Genomic DNA, 19,460 nt, shown 5'->3' with positions numbered 1-19,460 from the left:
ATGATGCACAAAAGTTATGGGGATACACTTTCCCCTAAGCTCAAGTTATGTAACATTGCCTTTACGAGCAACACAAAGCATCAGGTTATTGGTTACCAAGAAGTTATGTCGTGACAGGATCTTTAACATCCGCGCTGTTCAGCATGTCATGCCCGAACGCCACCGACTGGCCCTAATACATCTCCCTGTAACCCTGCACGACAAACGTTACCGCAGAGTGATACTGTGAAGATTGTGGTTTTATACAACATGAAGGCTATTCTGGTGTCTAAGATCCTTACCTACTAAGGCGCTATGGAGACGAAAAATGACAGATAAAAAAGTGACGCTAACCCTACAAGATAATGCTTCCGTTGAACTGGATGTGATGCAAGGTACGCTGGGACAAGACGTTGTTGATGTCCGTACACTTGGCAATCATGGCCTGTTCACTTTCGATCCCGGTTTCACCTCTACTGCGTCATGCGAATCTAAAATCACTTTTATTGATGGTGATGAAGGCATTCTGTTACATCGCGGCTTCCCGATTTCCGAACTGGCAACCCACTCCAACTACCTCGAAGTGTGTTACATCCTGCTGAATGGCGAAGCCCCGACCCAAGCCCAGTTTGAAGAGTTCCGCACCACCGTTACCCGCCACACCATGATCCACGAGCAAATAACCCGACTGTTCCATGGCTTCCGCCGCGATTCGCATCCGATGGCGGTCATGTGTGGTGTCACTGGCGCTCTGGCGGCGTTCTATCACGACTCCTTAGACGTCAACATTGAGCGTCACCGTGAAATCGCTGCCTTCCGCCTGCTGTCCAAAATGCCGACCATGGCAGCGATGTGCTACAAATATTCGATTGGCCAGCCGTTCGTTTATCCGCGTAACGACCTGTCCTACGCAGGCAACTTCCTGCATATGATGTTCGCTACTCCGTGCGAAGAGTACAAAGTGAATCCAGTGCTGGAACGCGCCATGGACCGTATTCTGATTCTGCATGCTGACCATGAGCAGAATGCCTCTACCTCAACCGTGCGTACCGCCGGTTCTTCTGGTGCAAACCCATTTGCCTGTATCGCTGCGGGTATCGCTTCGCTGTGGGGACCGGCACACGGTGGCGCCAACGAAGCTACCCTGCGTATGCTGGAAGAGATCAGCACCGTTGAGCACATCCCGGAATTCGTACGTCGCGCGAAAGACAAAAACGATTCGTTCCGCCTGATGGGCTTCGGTCACCGTGTTTACAAAAACTATGACCCGCGCGCCACTGTGATGCGTGAAACCTGTCACGAAGTGCTGAATGAACTGGGTATGAAAGATGACCTGCTGGAAGTGGCGATGGAGTTGGAACATATCGCCCTGAACGACCCGTACTTCATCGAGCGTAAACTCTATCCAAACGTTGATTTCTACTCTGGCATTATTCTGAAAGCGATGGGCATTCCTTCGTCTATGTTCACCGTGATCTTCGCGATGGCGCGTACCGTAGGCTGGATTGCACACTGGAAAGAGATGCACGACGAAGGCATGAAGATTGCACGTCCACGTCAGCTGTACACCGGTTACACCGAGCGTCCATTTACCTCGGCGCTGAAAAAGTAATCCACAGCTAAATGAGTGTGAAAGAAAGGCTGCCATTTCATTGAGATGGCAGCTTTTTTATTGATCGTATTTTGTTTCACACACCCTTGCGCGTCAAAACTGACATCCCGGGCACCAGTAAAATGGTCGCGACGATAGCGTACCCTTCTCAATCAGCGTGCCGCAGCGCCGACATGTCTTGCCCTGGCGATGAAACACCTCAAAGCGAAACGCCGCATCGGCATGGTATTTCTTCATACTGCCGCGCATCTGATACGACAAACGGGGCACCGCCAGCATCGCCTCACTTAATGCATTGAGCTGTACCTCAGTGAGATCCTGCGCCCGATGCGACGCCAGCAATCCGGCATGCCATAAAATCTCCACGCGCAAATAATTACCCAATCCCGCCAGAAAGGCCTGATCGAGTAACAGTCCGCTGAACTGACGGCGACGAAAACGCGGCGATAATAGCCGCTCACGCACCTCTTCCACCGATAATGCGGCATCCAGTACATCGGGACCAACACGCTGTAAAAAAGGGTGCGCGCCAAGGGTATCCGCATTGAGCAGTTCGATATCCGATGCGCTGTACAGCAGGATGGTCTGTTCGGCGTTTGACAGCCGCACGCGCAACTGCCGCGAAGTGTTGGGTTCAGTACCGGTCGATACAACCCGCCATACCCCATACAGTTGGTTATGGCTGTAAAGGATTAAGCCATTGGAGAAGTGCGTTAGCAGCGCTTTGCCACGTGTTTCAAAAGCCGTAATGGTTTCACCCATTAATGCCGGTTCATAGGTTTTCAGCTCAGGAAAGGCAAACCACACATCAGTGAGTGGCTTGCCTTCCATCGCAGCCGCCAGTTGATCCGCCGCACGGCGGATCTCCGGTCCTTCAGGCATAACTTCTCCTGTTAATGCGTCGCTCCACCGACCACGCGGATGTCATTTTCAGTGCTCAACATCACCTGCAACGAGGTTTCCAGCGCCAGGATCACGCTGGCCGTCGCCATACTGGCGACGCCGGGATGATTCACCGCCTGCTCCGGCATATAGGGGATATGAATAAAGCCACCGCGTGCCTGGCTGTTGGTGGTCTTCAGCCAGTGCAGCAGGCTGTACATCACGTTGTTACAGGTGAAGGTTCCTGCGGTTTGGGATACCGAGGCCGGCACACCAACCTCACGCAGGGCTGCGACCATCGCCTTGATCGGTAATGTAGAGAAATAGGCTGCAGGGCCATCCGCAACGATCGGTTGATCAATGGGCTGCTGATTATCGTTGTCGGGAATACGCGCATCATCCACGTTGATCGCCACACGTTCGACGGTGATATCAACACGCCCACCGGCCTGGCCCACGCACAATACGCGGTCAGGTTGGATCTCATCCAGCGCTTGCGTTAGCACCTTTCCGCAGGTGGCAAACACCACGGGTAGCTGGCGCACCACAATTCGGGCTCCGGCAATCACTTTACCGTCAAAACTGCGCACCGCTTCCCATGAAGGGTTAATGGTTTCGCCACCGAACGGCTCAAACGCCGTCATCAATACCGTTTTCATTGCGACCTCACAAGAACATCAGGAAGTAGAGCAGGAATACGTTTACCACCAACAGTAGCACACCGGTTGGCACCTGGGCCTTGATCACCCCGTTTCGATCCGGCAACTCCAGTAAACGCGCGGGTACGATGTTGAAGTTCGCCGCCATCGGCGTCATCAAGGTGCCGCAATAGCCAGAGAACATGCCAATTGCCGCCATTACCGCCGGATTGCCGCCGTGTTGCAGCACCAGAATAGGAATCCCAATGCCAGCCGTCACTATCGGGAAGGCAGCAAACGCATTACCCATCACCATGGTCAGCAGTGCCATGCCAATCGCGTAGACCGCGACCGCAATCAGACGATTGTCCACTGCCAGATACTGTTCAGTCAGATGTGAAATCGCGGTGCCGACGCCCGCGCTGGTGAACAACAGACCAAGCGTGGCAAGGATTTGCGGCAGAATAAATGCCCAACCCACCGCATCCAGCAGTCGGCGGGTTTCCTGCATCGACTGCAGCGGTTTTTCATGGGTGATTTGCAGCGCGATGATCCAGCCCAGCACACAGCCGACCATCATCGAGAACAGGGTCACCAGCGTTGAATGATTACCCGGGCCAAACACGGCATCTTGCAAGCCAGGGATGTTGTTAAACGCCAGCACGCCGATCACGGTGACCACCGGAATCGCCAGCGCGGGCAAAAACAGCTTATTACGCAAACGCTGCGCACTTTCGCGCTTCTGCTGATCGCTGCGCTGATGATAGCTGCCGAGACGCACGCCACCAAAACCAGCTATCAACGCCATCAGCACCACGGCAACGCCCACGCCAATGTGCAGCATGCGTTTACCGGCGACAGCATCGCCCGCCCACTGCCCCATCAGTTGATAGGCACCCTCACCAATCAGGAACATCAGGCCATACAGCGCCCAGAATAAACCGGTCGTAAAGCGTCTTGGATTAGCCGCATCGCGCCAGGAGAGAACGGCGACCACCAGCAGGATCACCCCTGCCAGCCACATCAGATATTGTTGCTGAAACATTATTTCCCGCCTTTGGCGTGCAACGCCTGCTGATTGATAGCACCCAATTCACGCGCCAGTTGGCGGTCAAGGCGCACCAGTCGCGCCGAATGGATCAGGAAGGCGCAGAGTGCGGTTGGAATACCCCACAAGGCGATATGCAGCGGCTCGGTGCTGATGCCTGCCGACTCCTGCATAAAGTTGTGCATGAAGATAATCGCGCCGAATGCGACAAAGATATCTTCACCAAAGAACAGCCCGATGTTATCGGTGGCTGCCGACATGGCGCGCAAGCGATGGCGCACTTCATCGGGCACTTCACCATAGCGGTTTTCTGTGGCGCCTTCTGCCATCGGTGCCAGCAGTGGACGCACCATTTGCGGATGACCTCCGAGGCTGGTTAAACCCAGTGCGGCGGTGATTTCACGCACGAACAGATAGACAATCAGCAAACGGCCCGCCGTCGCCGTTTTGATCTGCGCGATCCAGCTTTGTGCGCGCTCCTTCAAACCGTGGCGCTCCAGCAAACCGATCACGGCCAGCGGCAGCAGCAAAATCAGCGGCAGGTTGCGGGTATTCAGGAAGCCGGAACCGAGTTTCTCCAGAATATCGGCCAGCGGCAGATGCGCAGCCAGGCCGGTAACAAAACCGGCAACAATCACCACCAGCACAGGGTTAAAGCGCAACACAAACCCCAATACGATGGTGGCGATGCCGAGTAACGGCCAGAGATTGACCACGTTATCCATTTATTTCCCCTTCATCTGAAAATAAAAAGCCCGACAGCGTGCCGGGCGAGTTGTTATTTTTAAGCACTGGTGACAGCAATTTGATGAGTAGCAAACGCGGCACGCAACGTGCGTGCAAATTGCAGCGCATGTGCGCCATCACCATGTAAGCAGACGGTCTCGGCATTCACTTTCACCCATTCCCCGCTGATACTCTGCACCTGACGCTGCTGCACCATGGTGAGCGTTTGCGCCAGCGCCTGCTCGGCGACTTCAATCATCGCCCCTGGCTGGCTACGCGGCACCAGCGCACCGGTTGCCTGATAGCCACGATCGGCAAACACCTCTTCTCGCGTGCGCAGACCATAATGCGCAGCCGCTTTAATCGAAGCACTACCTGCCAGGCCGACCAGTATCAATGCGGGATCCACCGCCTTCACCGCGCGGGCAATGGCGTCGGCGAGCGTGGCATCCGCTGCCGCCTGGTTGTAAAGCATGCCGTGTGGCTTCACATGCACTAAACGCTCACCTTCACTTTCGGCGATGCTCTTCAATGCACCAATCTGATAGATCATCTGCGCATACACCGTTTCCGGCGGCAGCTGCATTGCGGTGCGACCAAAGTTCTCGCGATCCGGAAAGCTGGGGTGGGCGCCGATCGCCACACCTGAGGCTTTGGCCCAGCGCACCGATTGCAGCATGGTTTGCGCATCACCGGCGTGGAATCCACAGGCGATATTGGCCGAACTCACCAGCGTCAGCAGCTCCTGATCGCTGGCGCTGCCTTCACCGAGGTCAGCATTAAGATCAATCTTCATGTGCAAGCCCCCAGGCTATTTGGTCGAAGGAGCGCTGTTGATGCTGCTTCGCCAGCAGCGCTTCTTCCAGAGTGCAATGGATAAAGTGAATCGGTTCGCCGAGTCGAATCTGCGCCAGTTGATACAGGTCAGCTTCGATAACACAGGCGATACGCGGATAACCGCCGGTGGTTTGCGCATCGGCCATCAGCACAATCGGTTGGCCATTAGGCGGCACCTGCACTACGCCAGGGACTAACCCGTGCGACAACAAATCACGCGTGGCTTTACGCTGCAGTTGACGGCCCTGCATGCGGTAACCCATACGATTACTCTGCGGACTCAGCTTCCACGGGCTGCGCCAGAAACCTTCCTGCGCTTCGCGCGTGAACTCGTTGTACTCCGGGCCCGGTAAGGCGCGAATGCGGTTGCCCCACAGCAGTTGACGTACGCCCGCTTTGCCCTTGAACGTTCGTGAGGGTTTGCCCAACGGTAGCTGATCGCCATCCTGCAACTTACGGCCCTGGAAACCACCAAAAGCAGCTTTGAGATCGGTACTGTGCGAGCCGAGCATCTCATCAGTGGCGAAACCACCATTGACTGCCAGATAGCTACGCATACCGCGCACCGGCATCGCCAGTGACAACACCTGGCCTTTTTTCACCGGTAAGCGCCAGCCAGTCCACACCGGTTTGCCATCCAGATCGGCATTACAGCCCGCCCCAGTGAGTGCAAACCAACCGTCACGTTTAAATTCCGCTTTAAACTGGCCAAGCACAATCTCTAATACCGCGCTCTCCTCCGGATTGCCCACCAGCATATTGGCGGTACGCATCGAAGGTTGATCCAGCGCTCCGCTGACGCTGATGCCATATTGCCGCCAGCCGCTGCGGCCCTGATCCTGAATCGAGGTCATTAATCCGGCGCGTAGAATGTTTAACATACGCCCTCCTGTTGCGGCACAAAGCGCACGCTGTCACCCGGCCGCAGCAGTGTCGGCGGATGCTGTAACGGATCGAAAAGGCTGACCGGGGTATGACCGATCAGTTGCCAGCCGCCTGGTGCTGCCAGGGGATAAATGCCGGTCTGACTGCCACCGATGCCTACCGAGCCGCTGGGCACGATGACACGCGGTTCAGCACGGCGCGGCGTGTGCAAACGCTCATCCAACCCGCCCAGATAGGGAAAACCCGGCTGGAAGCCGATAAAATAGACCACGTAATCAACACTGCTGTGCAGTTCGACGACCTGTTTTGGCGACAGGCTGGCACCCTCAGCCACCACTTGCAGATCGGGGCCACCCGCGCCCCCGTACACCACCGGAATCTCTACCCGACGTGATTCAGGAATCTGTTCCTCACTCTCTTCCCACCAGCGCTGTAGACGCTCAATGGCATCCAGCGCATTCAATTGCGGATCGCGCAGTAGCAACGTCAGGTTATTCATTCCCGGAATCGCTTCCTGAACCTGATCATTGTGCTGCAGGCGTTGGCACAGTCCCCAGATGCGCTGCTGGCTGGCGAGTGAAACGGGCGGTTCCAGCTCCAGCACGACGGCTCGCTCACCCAGTAGATAACAACGTGCTCGTTGCAAAACCCACCTCCCGGTCATGATTAACGCGGACAAAAAATGTCCACAAATCGCTTTGCTTATAATGAAAGTCAATAAGTTATGCGAAAGTGACAGAGATGTGTCAACAGATTTGCGTCCTCAACATGGGTTAAGGACGCTAAGAGGAGAAATCAGGCAGGATTGTCGATATCAATAAAGGTCACGTCGAGGCCGTAGCTTTGCGCCAGCCATTCGCCCAGCGCCTTGATACCGGCACGCTCGGTAGCATGATGTCCGGCGGCGAAAAAGTGCAGGCCTTGTTCGCGTGCGCTGTGAATGGTTTGCTCTGAGACTTCACCGGTGATGAAGGCATCCACGCCAAAAGCGGCCGCGCTATCAATAAAGCCCTGTCCACCGCCACTGCACCAGGCGACACGTTTGATCAGTGCCGGGGCGTTATCACCACAGTGCAACGGTTTACGGCCTAAACGTTCGGCGATTTTCGCGGCCAGCGCTTCGCCGCTCAACGGTTCAGCCAGCTCGCCCCATGGCACTAGCGGCTGAATTTCCCCTTTCACGTCAATATCAAACAATTTTGCCAGCTGTGCATTGTTGCCGAGTTGCGGATGGGCATCGAGCGGCAGGTGCCAGCCATACAGGTTGATATCATTGACCAGCAACGTGCGCAGGCGCTGGCGTTTCATTCCTTTAATCAGCGGCGATTCGCTCTTCCAGAAATAGCCGTGATGGACCAGGATAGCATCGGCATTACGCTTTACCGCTTCATCTAATAGCGCCTGACACGCGGTGACGCCCGTAATGACGGTTTTCACTTCCGCACGGCCCTCCACCTGCAAACCATTGGGCGCATAGTCGCTGAAGGCGCTGGTGTTCAGCTGCTGATTAACGATATGTTCTAACTCAACATGATTCATTTAGTACGGCTCCCTGATCGCCTCAGGCCGCGCTGCGCGCGCGCTCAAAGGCGTCTAATGTCTTTTTACGTGCGTCCTTATGTTCCACGATTGGCGCGGGATAATCGAGTTTCTTGTTGTTTTTCTTCGCCCACACCTGCGGCTGATGAATGTCACTCTCCGGCACATCTTTCAACTCTGGTAGCCACTGGCGGATAAATTCGCCTTTTTCGTCAAAGCGTTCCCCCTGAGTCGTAGGATTAAATATGCGAAAGTACGGTGCCGCGTCGGTGCCCGTTGAGGCCGCCCACTGCCAGCCACCGTTGTTGGCCGCCAGATCGCCATCAATCAGTTGTTGCATGAAGTAGCGCTCCCCCTCATGCCAGTCGATCAGCAGGTCTTTTACCAAAAAGCTGGCAACAATCATGCGCAGGCGATTGTGCATCCAGCCCAGCGTGTTGAGTTGGCGCATTGCCGCATCAACAATGGGATACCCCGTTTTGCCCTGCTGCCAGGCCGTGAGATGTGCATCGTTTTTTTGCCACTGTACGTTATGCGTCCACTCCACAAACGGCTGGTGCTTACACAACGCCGGAAATGCCACCATCAGATGGCGATAAAACTCGCGCCAGATGAGTTCATTGAGCCAGGTAAAGGCTTTGCCTTCGTTCAACGCATCAGGATGCTCTTTCAATATACGATGTAAGCACTGGCGCGGAGACAGTACTCCTATGGCCAAGTAGGGCGAGAGGCGGCTGGTGCCATCTAATGCCGGTAAATCACGCACGTCGGGATAGTGCTGCACGGATTGTTTGCCGAAATGGCGCAACTGCTTTAACGCGGCCTCTTCCCCAGCCGGAAACAGCGATGTATCGAACGCTTCCAGTGGATAATCAAATGCTGGGATTTTCTGACCCGCACTGACCGGCGCATCCTGGCGCGCTTTCGGTGCATGATGGCACTCCGGTAATCCCTGATGCAGTCGACGGACAAAGGCGCGGCTGAACGGTGTGAAGACTTTAAACATGGTGTGATTGCCGGTCTGCACGCTGCCGGGAGGCAATAACAGGCTGTCATCAAAGCCCTGACAAATTACGCCCTGGGCATCGAGACGCTTTTCGGCGGCCGCATCACGTTCGCGCTCGTTAATTTCATACTGATAGTTGTAATACAACTCATCCACCTGATGCTGGTCGCAAAACGCACTCAGGTAATCCACTGAAGCAGCAAAGTCATCGCACTGATGGTAATGCAAAGGAATACCGCGCTCGGCCAGTGAATCCTGCAACGAACACAGATTCTGATGAATAAAAGCCGCCTGCCTCGGTGCCATATGGTGATGCTGCCACTGTTTGGGCGTGGCAATAAATAGCGCCAGCACCCTCGCATGGCTGTCGCGGCAGGCAGCAGCCAGCGCAGTGTTGTCATTGATGCGCAGATCGTTACGCAACCAGACTAAGTGGGTGGTCATAATGCTCCGGGATTATTGTCCGTAGCGCAGACGCAGCGCTTCCGGGTAAGGATCAAAGTAACGTTGCTGCGCCAGCCACGGATGCGGATATTCCGCCATGTAGTGTTTCAGCATGGTGATAGGAACCAACAGTGGCTGGACGCCAGTGCGATAACGATCGATGAGCTGCGCCAGTTCCTGGCGCTGCGGTGACGATAACTGCGGGCGGAAGTAGCCCTGTACATGCATCAACACATTGGTGTGATTACGGCGCGAAGCCTGATGGGACATCAAATGCATCAGGCGAATTCGGTATTCAAAGGCGTAATCATCCAGCGAATCCCACTGCTCCATTGCCGCCACAAAACGTCCCATCTCGCGATACTCATCCTGCGCGTGCGACAGCAGCAGCAACTTGTATCGACTGTGGAAGGCGATCAGCTTGTGGCGGGTTAAACCGCTGCGCCACATCTCATTGAACTCATGCAACGCATACACGCGCCCCATAAAGTTTTCGCGAATGGCATCATCGTGTAAGCGGCCATCTTCCTCCAGCGGCAGCCAGGGCATTTCCTGCTGCAGGAATGAAGTGAAAACACCGGTGCCGGCTTTGCGATTATCATTGGTATCAGGTTGATAGACGCGCACGCGCTCGAGGCCACAGCTGGGTGATTTTGCACAGAGAATGTAGCCACACAGATGATGCAGTGATTTCACCCGTTCGGCTGACCACCGCTGCATCTCATCCGTGACCTCCTGGCCGCCATCTTTACTGAAACAAAGATGAATTTGCTCATCTTTCTCTTTGACTAAACGCAGGGCAGGACGCGGTGTGGGCAAGCCAATCGCCATTTCCGGGCAAACCGGTTCAAAGCGGATAAAGGGTGTCAGTTCTTCGGTTGCAAAAGCGAAACGCTTGTGGCCACCGTCAAAACGGACCTTATCCCCGAGCAGGCAAGCGCTGATACCGACAGGAATTTTTTCGCTCATACTTGTACAACCTCCAAAATCTTGTAGAGGTTTAAGTGTAGCTGAAACGGAGAGGGATAACAGCGGTTAAGCGGGGAATACAGACAAAGTTGAGAATAAAAAAACCCGGCGCTTTTTTGAAGCTGCCGGGTTCTTAATGAATCGTTAAAACGCTTACCAGTGGATGCTGCCTACTGCTTCGGTCTGCGCCAGCCAGACGGGTTTGGTGCTGGTCTTACACCAGACGCGGTGCAGATAGCTGTAGAAACGGGCACGATCCTGGCGGAACAGCATGACAGGTAAGGCAAGTATGCCGACCAATACCGCCAGAAAACGGCGCAACACGATTTTATAAAGTGGATAAGCCTGATACATGATTGCCTCCTGGGGTAAATTTTGCGTTGAAATGTGATCTGCCTCAGATATTACGCTTAGTTGTGTAATTTTACTACTCATCCGACCACTAATTTTGGTCTTTTTTTGTGCTTTTCGGCGCTGCATGAAAGTAAGTTACATAATTGTAAACATAGAGATATTGCGAGGTTACAAACATCATGACGGACGCGGTGTCCGATTCTTGATAAAGTGCCGTGTTAACTTTACCTGTGGCAGGAGTCAGCGTGACGACCATCTTGATTGTTGAAGATGAAAAAGAGATTCGCCGTTTCGTGCGCCTGGCGCTGGAAAGCGAAGGCCTGAAGATTGTGGAAGCGGAGCAATTACAACGCGGACTGATTGAAGCGGCTACGCGAAAGCCGGATTTGGTGATCCTCGATCTCGGACTGCCGGATGGTGACGGCAACGACTTTATCCGCGAAGTACGCCAGTGGAGCAGTATGCCAGTGATCGTCCTGTCTGCACGCAGTGATGAGCAGGACAAAATCGATGCGCTGGATGCCGGTGCCGATGACTATCTGACTAAGCCGTTTGGTATTGGTGAGCTATTGGCCCGCGTGCGCGTGGCATTACGTCGGCATCAACGCAGCCAGCCAGAGCCAGTGGTGAAATTCGGTGAAGTGAGTGTCGATCTGGCCGCACGCCGCGTGTTACGTAACGATCAGGAAATTCACCTGACACCTACCGAGTTTCGCCTGCTGAGTTTATTGCTGAACAACGCCGGGAAGGTGCTGACGCAACGTCAGTTGTTGAATCAGGTGTGGGGGCCGAATGCGGTGGAGCACAGCCATTATCTGCGCATTTATATGGGGCATCTGCGTCAGAAGCTGGAAAGCAATCCGACCCAACCCAGCCATTTGCTGACCGAAACCGGTATTGGTTACCGCTTTATGCCATAAAAAAACGACCCACGTTGTCACGTGGGTCGTTTCAGGAATCGCGTGAAAAGGCGCACATTAATCAGCGCGCCTCAACGGTTCTGTTACGCGTTTTTCAGCACTTCGCTAACAATCTCTACCGCTTCTTTCTCGATCTGCTGGCGATGCTCAGCGCCAAGGAAGCTTTCACAGTAGATTTTGTAAGCGTCTTCAGTGCCTGAAGGGCGCGCAGCAAACCAGCCGTTTTCGGTCATCACCTTCAGACCACCGATTGACGCGCCGTTACCCGGTGCTGCGGTCAGACGTGCAGTAATCGGATCGCCCGCCAGCGTGTCAGCACTCACCATTTCCGGTGACAGCTTAGACAGTGCCGCTTTTTGCGCTGAGGTCGCCGGCGCCTGCAGACGGTTATAGCTTGGCGCACCAAAGCGTTCTGCCAGTTCGTCATAGTGCTGCTGCGGGTTTTTGCCGGTCACCGCAGTGATTTCGGCTGCCAGCAGGCACAGGATGATACCGTCTTTATCGGTTGACCAGGCGGAACCGTCGAAGCGCAGGAAGGAAGCACCCGCGCTCTCTTCTCCGCCGAAACCGAAGCTGCCATCAAACAGGCCATCAACAAACCATTTGAAACCAACCGGCACTTCAACCAGCTTGCGACCAATATCATTGACCACACGGTCGATCATTGCGCTGGAGACCAGGGTTTTACCCACGGCAACATCTTTGCCCCACTGCGGACGATGCTGGAACAGGTAATTAATCGCCACGGCCAAATAGTGGTTCGGGTTCATCAGGCCTGCAGGCGTGACGATGCCGTGACGGTCGTAATCCGGGTCATTACCGAACGCCAGATCGAACTTATCTTTATACGCCAGCAGACCCGCCATTGCGCACTCAGATGAGCAATCCATACGCACCACGCCATCTTTATCCAGATGCATGAAGCGGAAGGTCTGATCGACAGCATCATTAACGATGGTCAGATCCAGCTTATAGTGCTCAGCAATACGCTGCCAGTAAGCGATACCGGAGCCACCTAATGGATCAACGCCGATTTTCAGGCCCGCTTTCTGGATTGCCGGGAAGTCAATGACCTCAGCCAGACCTTCAACATACGGCTGAATCAGATCCTGCTCAACGATATGGCCGCTTGCCCAAGCCTGATCCAGCGGCAGACGTTTTACGTCTTTCAGTTCGCCTTTGATCAGCTGGTTAGCGCGATCTTCCACCACTTTGGTGACGTTGGTATCAGCCGGACCGCCGTTTGGCGGGTTGTACTTGATGCCACCATCTTCTGGCGGGTTGTGTGAAGGCGTGATGACGATACCGTCCGCCTGCGCGCCACCGCGTTTGTTGTGTTCCAGAATGGCGTTGGAGATCGCCGGCGTTGGCGTGTAGCCATTGTCCTGCTGCACGATCACATCCACACCGTTCGCCGCCAGCACTTCCAGCACTGACAGAATGGCCGGTTCAGACAATGCGTGGGTATCTTTACCCACATAGCACGGGCCGGTGATGCCATTCTTTTTGCGCTCTTCCGCGATCGCCTGCGCAATCGCCAGAATGTGCACTTCATTGAAGCTTTGGCGTCCCGCGCTGCCGCGGTGGCCAGAAGTGCCAAATTTCACCGCATGGTCCGGGTTCGCCGCATCTGGCTTCAGGACGTAATACTGCGAGGTTAATTGTGCAACGTTAATCAAATCGCTCTGCTGGGCAGGCTGCCCGGCACGGGGGTGATTGGCCATTGGCGCTTCTCCCTGACGCTTCAGTTTAAATGGTGCCGCGAACTTTCTCTGTCAGTTCCTGAGGGAACTGCATCGCCAACATGATGTGTTCCACCATGCTGCATTTGCGGCCTGTATTGGTATTGGTGATCACCCAGTACGGTGTGCCAGGAACGTGCTTCGGCTTAGTATGGGTGCCATTTTGCAGCAGCGTGTGCTCGTCACCCGCAAAATAGACGCGAGTGCGGCCCTGCAGCGAGGCAGTGGCATCAGCAAAGGCTGCTGGATCAAGACGATAAAGCGTTGACAGTACCAGCATAAAGCGATTAACCGCCTTATTCTGCTCGGCATACTCATCAGAGAGCAGCAGTTCACGCACAGCGCGAACGCGATCCTGAGGACGCGCTTCGCTGCGCACTGGCTGCGCTTCCTTCACCGAAGCCGAAGCAGCAGCGACAGGTGCAGTCGGTGCAGTTTGGCCCGCGGTGAATTTCAGCATGCGGCGCAAAATATCGGAGGCGCTTTCACCAATGTGCTGCGTGTGGCTGGCAATATAACGGTAGAGTTCTTCGTCAACTTCAATCGTTTTCATCTTATTCCGTACAATTCTGGCAAATGACAGAACCACGCATTATTGCAACGGCCTTAGCAAAATCGAGCTGTGCAAAACGTGAGCGGGCTCTAACATAAGGATTATAAAGTTAAATCCGTGGCAGCCGATAGCGCTGGCGTTGTTTCAGGGCAAAAGTCGGAATATGCCCTAATGCCTGGCCGGCTGGCTCCTGGACAGGTGAATCCATGATACCCTAAGCCAAGGTCACAACCGTAAGAACTTTAGCCATGATTTTGAACGCCCGTCTGCAAACTGAACAATCTACCCCTGAAGCCCCTCCTATTCTGTTAATTCATGGCCTTTTTGGTAGCCTGGATAACCTTGGCGTGCTGGCGCGCGGTGTCCGGGATGCACGCCCCACGTTGCAAGTGGACGTGCGCAACCATGGTTTGTCTGAACGCAGTGAGGTGATGGATTATCACGCCATGGCGCAAGACATCGTGGAGACGCTGGATGCACATAAGATTGAACGTGCTGGCGTAATAGGCCATTCAATGGGCGGTAAAATTGCCATGGCGCTCAGTGCCGTGGCCCCCGAACGTATTGAGAAAATGGTGTTGATCGACATTGCGCCGGTGGATTATCAAACCCGCCGCCACGATGAAATCTTCGCCGGTATCCGCGCCGTGACAGCGGCGGGTGTGTCCCGTCGCAGTGAAGCGGCCGAGGTAATGCGCCAGCATGTCGCTGAAGAGGGGGTGATTCAGTTTATCCTCAAGTCCTTTGTGGAGGGCGAGTGGCGCTTTAACGTGCCGGTGCTGTGGGACAACTACACCACAATTTCTGGCTGGGAGGAGGTTCCGGCCTGGCCACATCCCGCATTGTTTATTCGCGGTGGCGATTCCCCTTATCTGGACAATCAGCATCGTGATGCACTGCTGCGTCAGTTCCCTCACGCCCATGCGCACGTGATCAGCGGCGCCGGTCATTGGGTACATGCTGAAAAACCTGATGCGGTTTTGCGCGCAGTTCGTCGCTTTTTTAACCTGTAAAAGCAAAAGCTTGCCGTATGCGGTTTAGGGTTGGCGTCGCGGATGGTGCTGGAGTATGATGTCGCGCTAAAAATTTGCCGCGGATGATTTTTTCGCCGTGGTCGGGCCGATAATGTATAAATCGCGCAGCGCCTTTCCGCCGTTCGCGCCCACTCAGTTTCACAAATCATGGCAAAAGAACAGACAGACCGTACCACGCTTGATCTTTTTGCAGACGAGCGGCGTCCCGGTCGCCCCAAAACCAGCCTGCTGACACGTGACGAACAGTTGCGTATCAACAAACGTAACCAGCTCAAGCGCGATAAAGTGCGAGGGCTGCGTCGTGTTGAGCTGAAAATGTCCAGCGAAGCGGTTGATGCCCTGAACACGCTGGCCGAGCAACAAAACATCAGCCGCAGCGAATTGATTGAACAAATGCTGCTGGCGCAACTCAAACTGTCTTAGCGCGCTGACCGCACGCAGGAACACAAAGTTCAGGCTTTACTCGTTCCGCCCTTTTCAACGGTCTGCTATCATTCGCTAACATGTGCAGTCAATTGACTTACTTTCACAATCAGGCTTTAAGAGGTTACTTAACCCATGGCAATCGTAGGCATTTTCTTCGGCAGCGATACCGGCAACACTGAAAACATTGCAAAAATGATCCAGAAACAACTGGGTAAAGATGTCGCCGAAGTGCATGACATTGCTAAGAGCACCAAAGAAGATCTCGCAGCGTTCGACATCCTGCTGCTGGGCATCCCTACCTGGTATTACGGCGAAGCACAGTGTGACTGGGATGACTTCTTCCCTACGCTGGAAGAGATCGACTTTAATGGCAAACTGGTGGCGCTGTTTGGCTGTGGCGACCAGGAAGATTATGCAGAGTATTTCTGTGATGCGATGGGCACGATTCGCGACATCATTGAGCCCAACGGCGCGGTGATCGTGGGCCACTGGCCAACCGAGGGTTATCATTTTGAAGCCTCAAAAGGTCTGGCCGATGACAAACACTTCCTCGGCCTGGCGATTGACGAAGATCGTCAACCTGAGCTGACCAACGAACGCGTTGACGCCTGGGTGAAACAGATTTTTGATGAGCTGCAGTTGAAAGAGATCATCGAAGCCTGATGCTTCGCCTCCCCAATGTGAGCGCTTGCTCACGTTGGGGCAAAGGAAATTCCTATAAAAATAATAGCTACGGTTTTTTAACTTTTCCCCGCAAATCTGTAGAATACCCGCAATGGTCATCCGCTTATTCCTCTGATTGTTGACTGAGGCTGAGTGAAATGGAAACCCAAACCACACCGTTCCGCGCTGGCGTAGGCGATGTTTATCCTTACGACTTTTGTTGATTTGCGCGCTACCCTGGTTTTCATTTCACTGCTTGAGTTCTATAATGAGACGCAAATGAGAATACGCGTGACCTAAACATTCAAGGCCCCTGCGCCGTAAGTGACATGCAAAGTAACAGGACAATATCCGAATGACTGACAACAACTCCGCATTGAAGAAGGCTGGCCTGAAAGTCACTCTCCCAAGATTGAAAATTTTGGAAGTGCTTCAGGGACCGGGCCCCGAGTCCCATCACGTCAGTGCGGAAGATTTGTACAAGCGCCTGATCGATATGGGCGAAGAGATTGGCCTGGCAACGGTATATCGCGTTCTTAACCAGTTTGATGACGCGGGTATCGTCACCCGTCATAACTTCGAAGGCGGTAAATCCGTATTCGAACTGACTCAGCAGCATCACCATGACCACTTGATCTGCCTGGATTGTGGCAAAGTGATCGAATTCAGCGATGAATCAATCGAAACGCGTCAGCGTGAGATTGCTACTCGCCACGGCATCAAACTCAGCAACCACAGCCTGTACTTGTACGGTCACTGTGCACTGGGAGACTGCCGCGAAGACGATACGCTCCACGATAAGTAATTGAGTGTGCTATGCAATATAAAAAAACCGGTGCTGGTCACCGGTTTTTTTATGCCTGTTATCAAGCGATAAAGGTTTCGTGGAGGTAGCGCCAGCGAGGAATGGTGGTGCTGCAATCCAGCACAGCCAAAGAGATGCGCGTTTGATTGGTGCCGTTCAACATCTGCAGTTCACGATACTGAATCGTCACTTCCTGGCTCTGTTGAGAAATGATGGCATGTTCACTGGTGGCAATGCGCAGCCCTTCCCGCTGACCGTGCAGTTTGCGAAACAGCACTTCGGTCTCATTCAGATCCAGCTGCTTACCCAGCGGCGTCACCATTTTGAAATCCGGGTGAAAGTGTGACAAAAGCAGTTCCATGCTGTCATCACTGCCTTCTACCTGGTTAAAAACACGTTCAATAAGCTGATGTAAAACCACCACACTATGCTTAGCTTCCAGGGCGAGACTTGTCATTTTTTTTCCTTTGATAACCCGCAGAGCTCTATTTAGAGCGCATAGCCTACCTGAAATACAATTTTTCACACTCGCAAATGGGTTAATTTTGCTAAAGTCAGAATTGTCGCAAAATAGACAACAAGCACAGCTTGCCGCCTTCAGCATAATTGATTGCCCATGGCGAAATACAGGCAATAAAAAAGGGCGATTGCTCGCCCTTTCATGATCATATTGTGCTATCGGCGAAAGATATTACTCGCCAATCTTCGCGAAAGTATCACGCAGTCCAACCGTGCGGTTAAACACCAATTTACCCGGCTGTGAGTAGACGCTATCGGCACAGAAATAGCCTTCACGTTCAAACTGATAAGCTGAGGTAGTGGCCGCTTCACGCAAACCTGACTCCACGAAGCCCTGTTTGATCTCCAGCGAGTTCGGGTTAATGGTGGTGAGGAAATCCTCAGCCGCCGCTGGGTTTGGCACGCTGAACAGACGGTCGTAAAGACGGAACTCAGCTGGCAGTCCATGAATGGCGGAAACCCAGTGGATCACACCTTTCACTTTGCGACCATCCGCCGGATCCTTGCTCAGAGTATCGACATCACAAGTGGCATAGATGCAGGTAATGTTACCCTCTTCGTCTTTCGCCACACGCTCAGCACGAATCACATAAGCATTGCGCAGACGCACTTCTTTGCCCAGAACCAAACGTTTGTACTGTTTGTTGGCTTCTTCACGGAAGTCAGCGCGATCGATCCACACTTCACGGCTGAACGACACTTCACGCGTGCCCATCTCCGGCTTGTTTGGATGATTAGGCATGGTCAGCGTTTCTTCGTGGCCGGCGGGCAGGTTTTCGATCACCACTTTCAACGGGTCGAGTACCGCCATCGCGCGTGGTGCGTTCTCATTGAGATCGTCACGAATACAGGATTCCAGCGACGCCATCTCAACGATGTTGTCCTGTTTAGTCACGCCGATGCGGCGGCAGAATTCACGAATCGAGGCCGCGCTGTAACCACGACGGCGCAAACCTGAAACAGTCAGCATGCGGGGATCGTCCCAGCCTTCCACCACTTTCTCGGTGACCAGCTGCGTCAGCTTACGCTTCGACATCACCGCGTACTCCAGATTCAGACGCGAGAATTCGTACTGACGCGGATGCTGCGGAATGGTGATGTTGTCCAGCACCCAATCGTAGAGGCGACGGTTGTCCTGGAACTCCAGCGTACACAATGAGTGGGTAATGCCTTCGATCGCATCCGAAATGCAGTGCGTGAAGTCGTACATCGGGTAGATGCACCACTTGCTGCCGGTCTGATGGTGATCGGCAAACTTAATGCGGTACAGCACCGGATCGCGCATCACAATGAAGCTGGATGCCATGTCGATTTTGGCACGCAGACACGCTTTACCTTCCTCGAAACCGCCATCACGCATCTTCTGGAACAGCGCGAGGTTCTCTTCCACGCTGCGGTCGCGGTACGGGCTGTTTTTACCCGGCGCAGTCAGAGTGCCGCGATATTCACGGATCTCTTCCGCTGACAACTCATCAACGTAAGCCAGACCTTTATTGATCAGCTCAACGGCGTAGTTAAACAGTTGGTCGAAATAGTCTGAGGAGTATCGAATGTTGCCGCTCCACTCAAAGCCCAGCCATTGCACGTCACGCTTGATGGATTCAACGAACTCCAGGTCTTCTTTCACCGGGTTAGTATCGTCAAAACGCAGGTTGCACTGTCCTTGATAATCTTGGGCGATACCAAAGTTCAGGCAGATAGATTTCGCATGGCCAATATGCAGATAACCATTGGGCTCAGGCGGGAAACGGGTATGCACACTGCTGTGCTTACCGCTCGCCAAGTCTTCGTCGATGATCTGACGAATAAAGTTCGTTGGGCGGGCTTCAGCCTCACTCATCTCAAAATCCTCAAAACAATAGCGGGTGATTTGTACCAC

21 protein-coding genes are annotated in these 19,460 nt (G+C 53.9%); 6 read left to right on the top strand and 15 right to left on the bottom strand.

Going from position 1 to position 19,460, the window contains the following annotated elements; genetic code table 11:
* The first annotated feature begins 307 nt into the window (after positions 1 to 307).
* Entirely contained in the window at positions 308 to 1,591 is a 1,284-nt protein-coding gene (locus VH86_RS16185) for a citrate synthase (protein ID WP_038648210.1), read from the top strand.
* A 93-nt stretch (positions 1,592 to 1,684) separates the two neighbouring features.
* Here the strand turns inward: VH86_RS16185 and nei are convergent, their stop codons facing one another.
* The 11 genes from nei to VH86_RS16130 form a co-directional block, all read right to left on the bottom strand.
* Positions 1,685 to 2,473, bottom strand: a complete 789-nt coding sequence (gene nei, locus VH86_RS16180; RefSeq protein ID WP_045833521.1) for an endonuclease VIII — start codon at positions 2,471 to 2,473, stop codon at positions 1,685 to 1,687.
* Between the two features lie 11 nt (positions 2,474 to 2,484).
* Positions 2,485 to 3,132, bottom strand: coding sequence for a pyroglutamyl-peptidase I (gene pcp / locus VH86_RS16175; RefSeq protein ID WP_038648216.1), 648 nt, complete (start codon positions 3,130 to 3,132; stop codon positions 2,485 to 2,487).
* Positions 3,133 to 3,139: 7 nt separating this feature from the next.
* On the bottom strand, positions 3,140 to 4,156 hold the full coding sequence (locus tag VH86_RS16170) for a DUF979 domain-containing protein (RefSeq protein ID WP_045833520.1): 1,017 nt from the start codon (positions 4,154 to 4,156) through the stop codon (positions 3,140 to 3,142).
* Positions 4,156 to 4,884: a DUF969 domain-containing protein gene (locus VH86_RS16165; RefSeq protein ID WP_045833519.1), complete on the bottom strand. Its 729-nt coding sequence runs from the start codon at positions 4,882 to 4,884 to the stop codon at positions 4,156 to 4,158. Before VH86_RS16165 ends, VH86_RS16170 begins: the two co-directional genes overlap by 1 nt.
* Positions 4,885 to 4,943: 59 nt before the next feature.
* Complete coding sequence (pxpA, locus tag VH86_RS16160) at positions 4,944 to 5,681, bottom strand: 5-oxoprolinase subunit PxpA (RefSeq protein ID WP_045816498.1); 738 nt, start codon at positions 5,679 to 5,681, stop codon at positions 4,944 to 4,946.
* On the bottom strand, positions 5,671 to 6,603 hold the full coding sequence (gene pxpC / locus VH86_RS16155; protein WP_045833518.1) for a 5-oxoprolinase subunit PxpC: 933 nt from the start codon (positions 6,601 to 6,603) through the stop codon (positions 5,671 to 5,673). Before pxpC ends, pxpA begins: the two co-directional genes overlap by 11 nt.
* Positions 6,597 to 7,253 (bottom strand): 5-oxoprolinase subunit PxpB, encoded by a 657-nt coding sequence (pxpB, locus tag VH86_RS16150; RefSeq protein ID WP_045833517.1) that lies wholly within the window; start codon positions 7,251 to 7,253, stop codon positions 6,597 to 6,599. Before pxpB ends, pxpC begins: the two co-directional genes overlap by 7 nt.
* Positions 7,254 to 7,402: 149 nt before the next feature.
* On the bottom strand, positions 7,403 to 8,146 hold the full coding sequence (locus VH86_RS16145) for a type 2 GTP cyclohydrolase I (RefSeq protein WP_045816500.1): 744 nt from the start codon (positions 8,144 to 8,146) through the stop codon (positions 7,403 to 7,405).
* A 22-nt stretch (positions 8,147 to 8,168) separates the two neighbouring features.
* Entirely contained in the window at positions 8,169 to 9,596 is a 1,428-nt protein-coding gene (gene phrB / locus VH86_RS16140; RefSeq protein ID WP_045833516.1) for a deoxyribodipyrimidine photo-lyase, read from the bottom strand.
* 12 nt (positions 9,597 to 9,608) lie between these two features.
* Positions 9,609 to 10,565, bottom strand: a complete 957-nt coding sequence (locus VH86_RS16135; protein ID WP_045833515.1) for a 2-thiouracil desulfurase family protein — start codon at positions 10,563 to 10,565, stop codon at positions 9,609 to 9,611.
* Between the two features lie 153 nt (positions 10,566 to 10,718).
* Positions 10,719 to 10,919, bottom strand: coding sequence for a YbfA family protein (locus tag VH86_RS16130; RefSeq protein WP_038648244.1), 201 nt, complete (start codon positions 10,917 to 10,919; stop codon positions 10,719 to 10,721).
* A gap of 245 nt (positions 10,920 to 11,164) precedes the next feature.
* Between VH86_RS16130 and kdpE the strand changes: the two genes are divergently transcribed.
* Positions 11,165 to 11,839, top strand: coding sequence for a two-component system response regulator KdpE (gene kdpE, locus VH86_RS16125; RefSeq protein ID WP_045833514.1), 675 nt, complete (start codon positions 11,165 to 11,167; stop codon positions 11,837 to 11,839).
* Between the two features lie 83 nt (positions 11,840 to 11,922).
* Here the strand turns inward: kdpE and pgm are convergent, their stop codons facing one another.
* On the bottom strand, positions 11,923 to 13,563 hold the full coding sequence (pgm, locus tag VH86_RS16120; RefSeq protein WP_038648250.1) for a phosphoglucomutase (alpha-D-glucose-1,6-bisphosphate-dependent): 1,641 nt from the start codon (positions 13,561 to 13,563) through the stop codon (positions 11,923 to 11,925).
* Positions 13,564 to 13,588: 25 nt separating this feature from the next.
* Positions 13,589 to 14,134 carry a replication initiation negative regulator SeqA gene (gene seqA / locus VH86_RS16115; protein ID WP_038648252.1) on the bottom strand — a complete coding sequence of 182 codons (546 nt, stop codon included), beginning with the start codon at positions 14,132 to 14,134 and terminating at the stop codon, positions 13,589 to 13,591.
* Positions 14,135 to 14,382: 248 nt separating this feature from the next.
* Here seqA and ybfF point away from each other — a divergent pair, with 248 nt between their 5' ends.
* The 4 genes from ybfF to fur all read left to right on the top strand — a co-directional run bounded on the left by ybfF (position 14,383) and on the right by fur (position 17,062).
* Positions 14,383 to 15,147, top strand: coding sequence for an esterase (gene ybfF / locus VH86_RS16110; RefSeq protein ID WP_045833513.1), 765 nt, complete (start codon positions 14,383 to 14,385; stop codon positions 15,145 to 15,147).
* 168 nt (positions 15,148 to 15,315) lie between these two features.
* Complete coding sequence (gene ybfE / locus VH86_RS16105) at positions 15,316 to 15,591, top strand: LexA regulated protein (RefSeq protein WP_034829114.1); 276 nt, start codon at positions 15,316 to 15,318, stop codon at positions 15,589 to 15,591.
* Between the two features lie 135 nt (positions 15,592 to 15,726).
* Entirely contained in the window at positions 15,727 to 16,257 is a 531-nt protein-coding gene (gene fldA / locus VH86_RS16100; RefSeq protein ID WP_034829111.1) for a flavodoxin FldA, read from the top strand.
* A gap of 355 nt (positions 16,258 to 16,612) precedes the next feature.
* Complete coding sequence (gene fur, locus VH86_RS16095; RefSeq protein ID WP_007890672.1) at positions 16,613 to 17,062, top strand: ferric iron uptake transcriptional regulator; 450 nt, start codon at positions 16,613 to 16,615, stop codon at positions 17,060 to 17,062.
* Between the two features lie 61 nt (positions 17,063 to 17,123).
* Here the strand turns inward: fur and VH86_RS16090 are convergent, their stop codons facing one another.
* A complete protein-coding gene (locus VH86_RS16090) occupies positions 17,124 to 17,519 on the bottom strand; it encodes a hypothetical protein (protein WP_034829107.1) in 396 nt (131 codons plus the stop codon).
* A gap of 234 nt (positions 17,520 to 17,753) precedes the next feature.
* Complete coding sequence (gene glnS, locus VH86_RS16085; protein WP_045833512.1) at positions 17,754 to 19,421, bottom strand: glutamine--tRNA ligase; 1,668 nt, start codon at positions 19,419 to 19,421, stop codon at positions 17,754 to 17,756.
* Positions 19,422 to 19,460 lie beyond the last annotated feature (39 nt).

Origin of the sequence: Pantoea sp. BL1 (assembly GCF_000963985.1) — a bacterium.
GTDB classification, from domain to species: Bacteria; Pseudomonadota; Gammaproteobacteria; order Enterobacterales; family Enterobacteriaceae; genus Pantoea; species Pantoea rwandensis_B.
This window is presented reverse-complemented; position numbering and strand designations above follow the sequence as displayed.

Bases quoted from the DNA above. Each gene is read 5' to 3' on its own strand.
- VH86_RS16165 (WP_045833519.1), bottom strand. From the start codon at position 4,884: ATGGATAACGTGGTCAATCTCTGGCCGTTACTCGGCATCGCCACCATC.
- pxpA (WP_045816498.1), bottom strand. From the start codon at position 5,681: ATGAAGATTGATCTTAATGCTGACCTCGGTGAAGGCAGCGCCAGCGAT.
- seqA (WP_038648252.1), bottom strand. From the start codon at position 14,134: ATGAAAACGATTGAAGTTGACGAAGAACTCTACCGTTATATTGCCAGC.
- pgm (WP_038648250.1), bottom strand. From the start codon at position 13,563: ATGGCCAATCACCCCCGTGCCGGGCAGCCTGCCCAGCAGAGCGATTTG.
- VH86_RS16135 (WP_045833515.1), bottom strand. From the start codon at position 10,565: ATGAGCGAAAAAATTCCTGTCGGTATCAGCGCTTGCCTGCTCGGGGAT.
- VH86_RS16185 (WP_038648210.1), top strand. From the start codon at position 308: ATGACAGATAAAAAAGTGACGCTAACCCTACAAGATAATGCTTCCGTT.
- VH86_RS16130 (WP_038648244.1), bottom strand. From the start codon at position 10,919: ATGTATCAGGCTTATCCACTTTATAAAATCGTGTTGCGCCGTTTTCTG.
- pxpC (WP_045833518.1), bottom strand. From the start codon at position 6,603: ATGTTAAACATTCTACGCGCCGGATTAATGACCTCGATTCAGGATCAG.
- ybfF (WP_045833513.1), top strand. From the start codon at position 14,383: ATGATTTTGAACGCCCGTCTGCAAACTGAACAATCTACCCCTGAAGCC.
- fur (WP_007890672.1), top strand. From the start codon at position 16,613: ATGACTGACAACAACTCCGCATTGAAGAAGGCTGGCCTGAAAGTCACT.
- phrB (WP_045833516.1), bottom strand. From the start codon at position 9,596: ATGACCACCCACTTAGTCTGGTTGCGTAACGATCTGCGCATCAATGAC.
- nei (WP_045833521.1), bottom strand. From the start codon at position 2,473: ATGCCTGAAGGACCGGAGATCCGCCGTGCGGCGGATCAACTGGCGGCT.
- VH86_RS16090 (WP_034829107.1), bottom strand. From the start codon at position 17,519: ATGACAAGTCTCGCCCTGGAAGCTAAGCATAGTGTGGTGGTTTTACAT.
- ybfE (WP_034829114.1), top strand. From the start codon at position 15,316: ATGGCAAAAGAACAGACAGACCGTACCACGCTTGATCTTTTTGCAGAC.
- fldA (WP_034829111.1), top strand. From the start codon at position 15,727: ATGGCAATCGTAGGCATTTTCTTCGGCAGCGATACCGGCAACACTGAA.
- VH86_RS16170 (WP_045833520.1), bottom strand. From the start codon at position 4,156: ATGTTTCAGCAACAATATCTGATGTGGCTGGCAGGGGTGATCCTGCTG.
- glnS (WP_045833512.1), bottom strand. From the start codon at position 19,421: ATGAGTGAGGCTGAAGCCCGCCCAACGAACTTTATTCGTCAGATCATC.
- pcp (WP_038648216.1), bottom strand. From the start codon at position 3,132: ATGAAAACGGTATTGATGACGGCGTTTGAGCCGTTCGGTGGCGAAACC.
- VH86_RS16145 (WP_045816500.1), bottom strand. From the start codon at position 8,146: ATGAATCATGTTGAGTTAGAACATATCGTTAATCAGCAGCTGAACACC.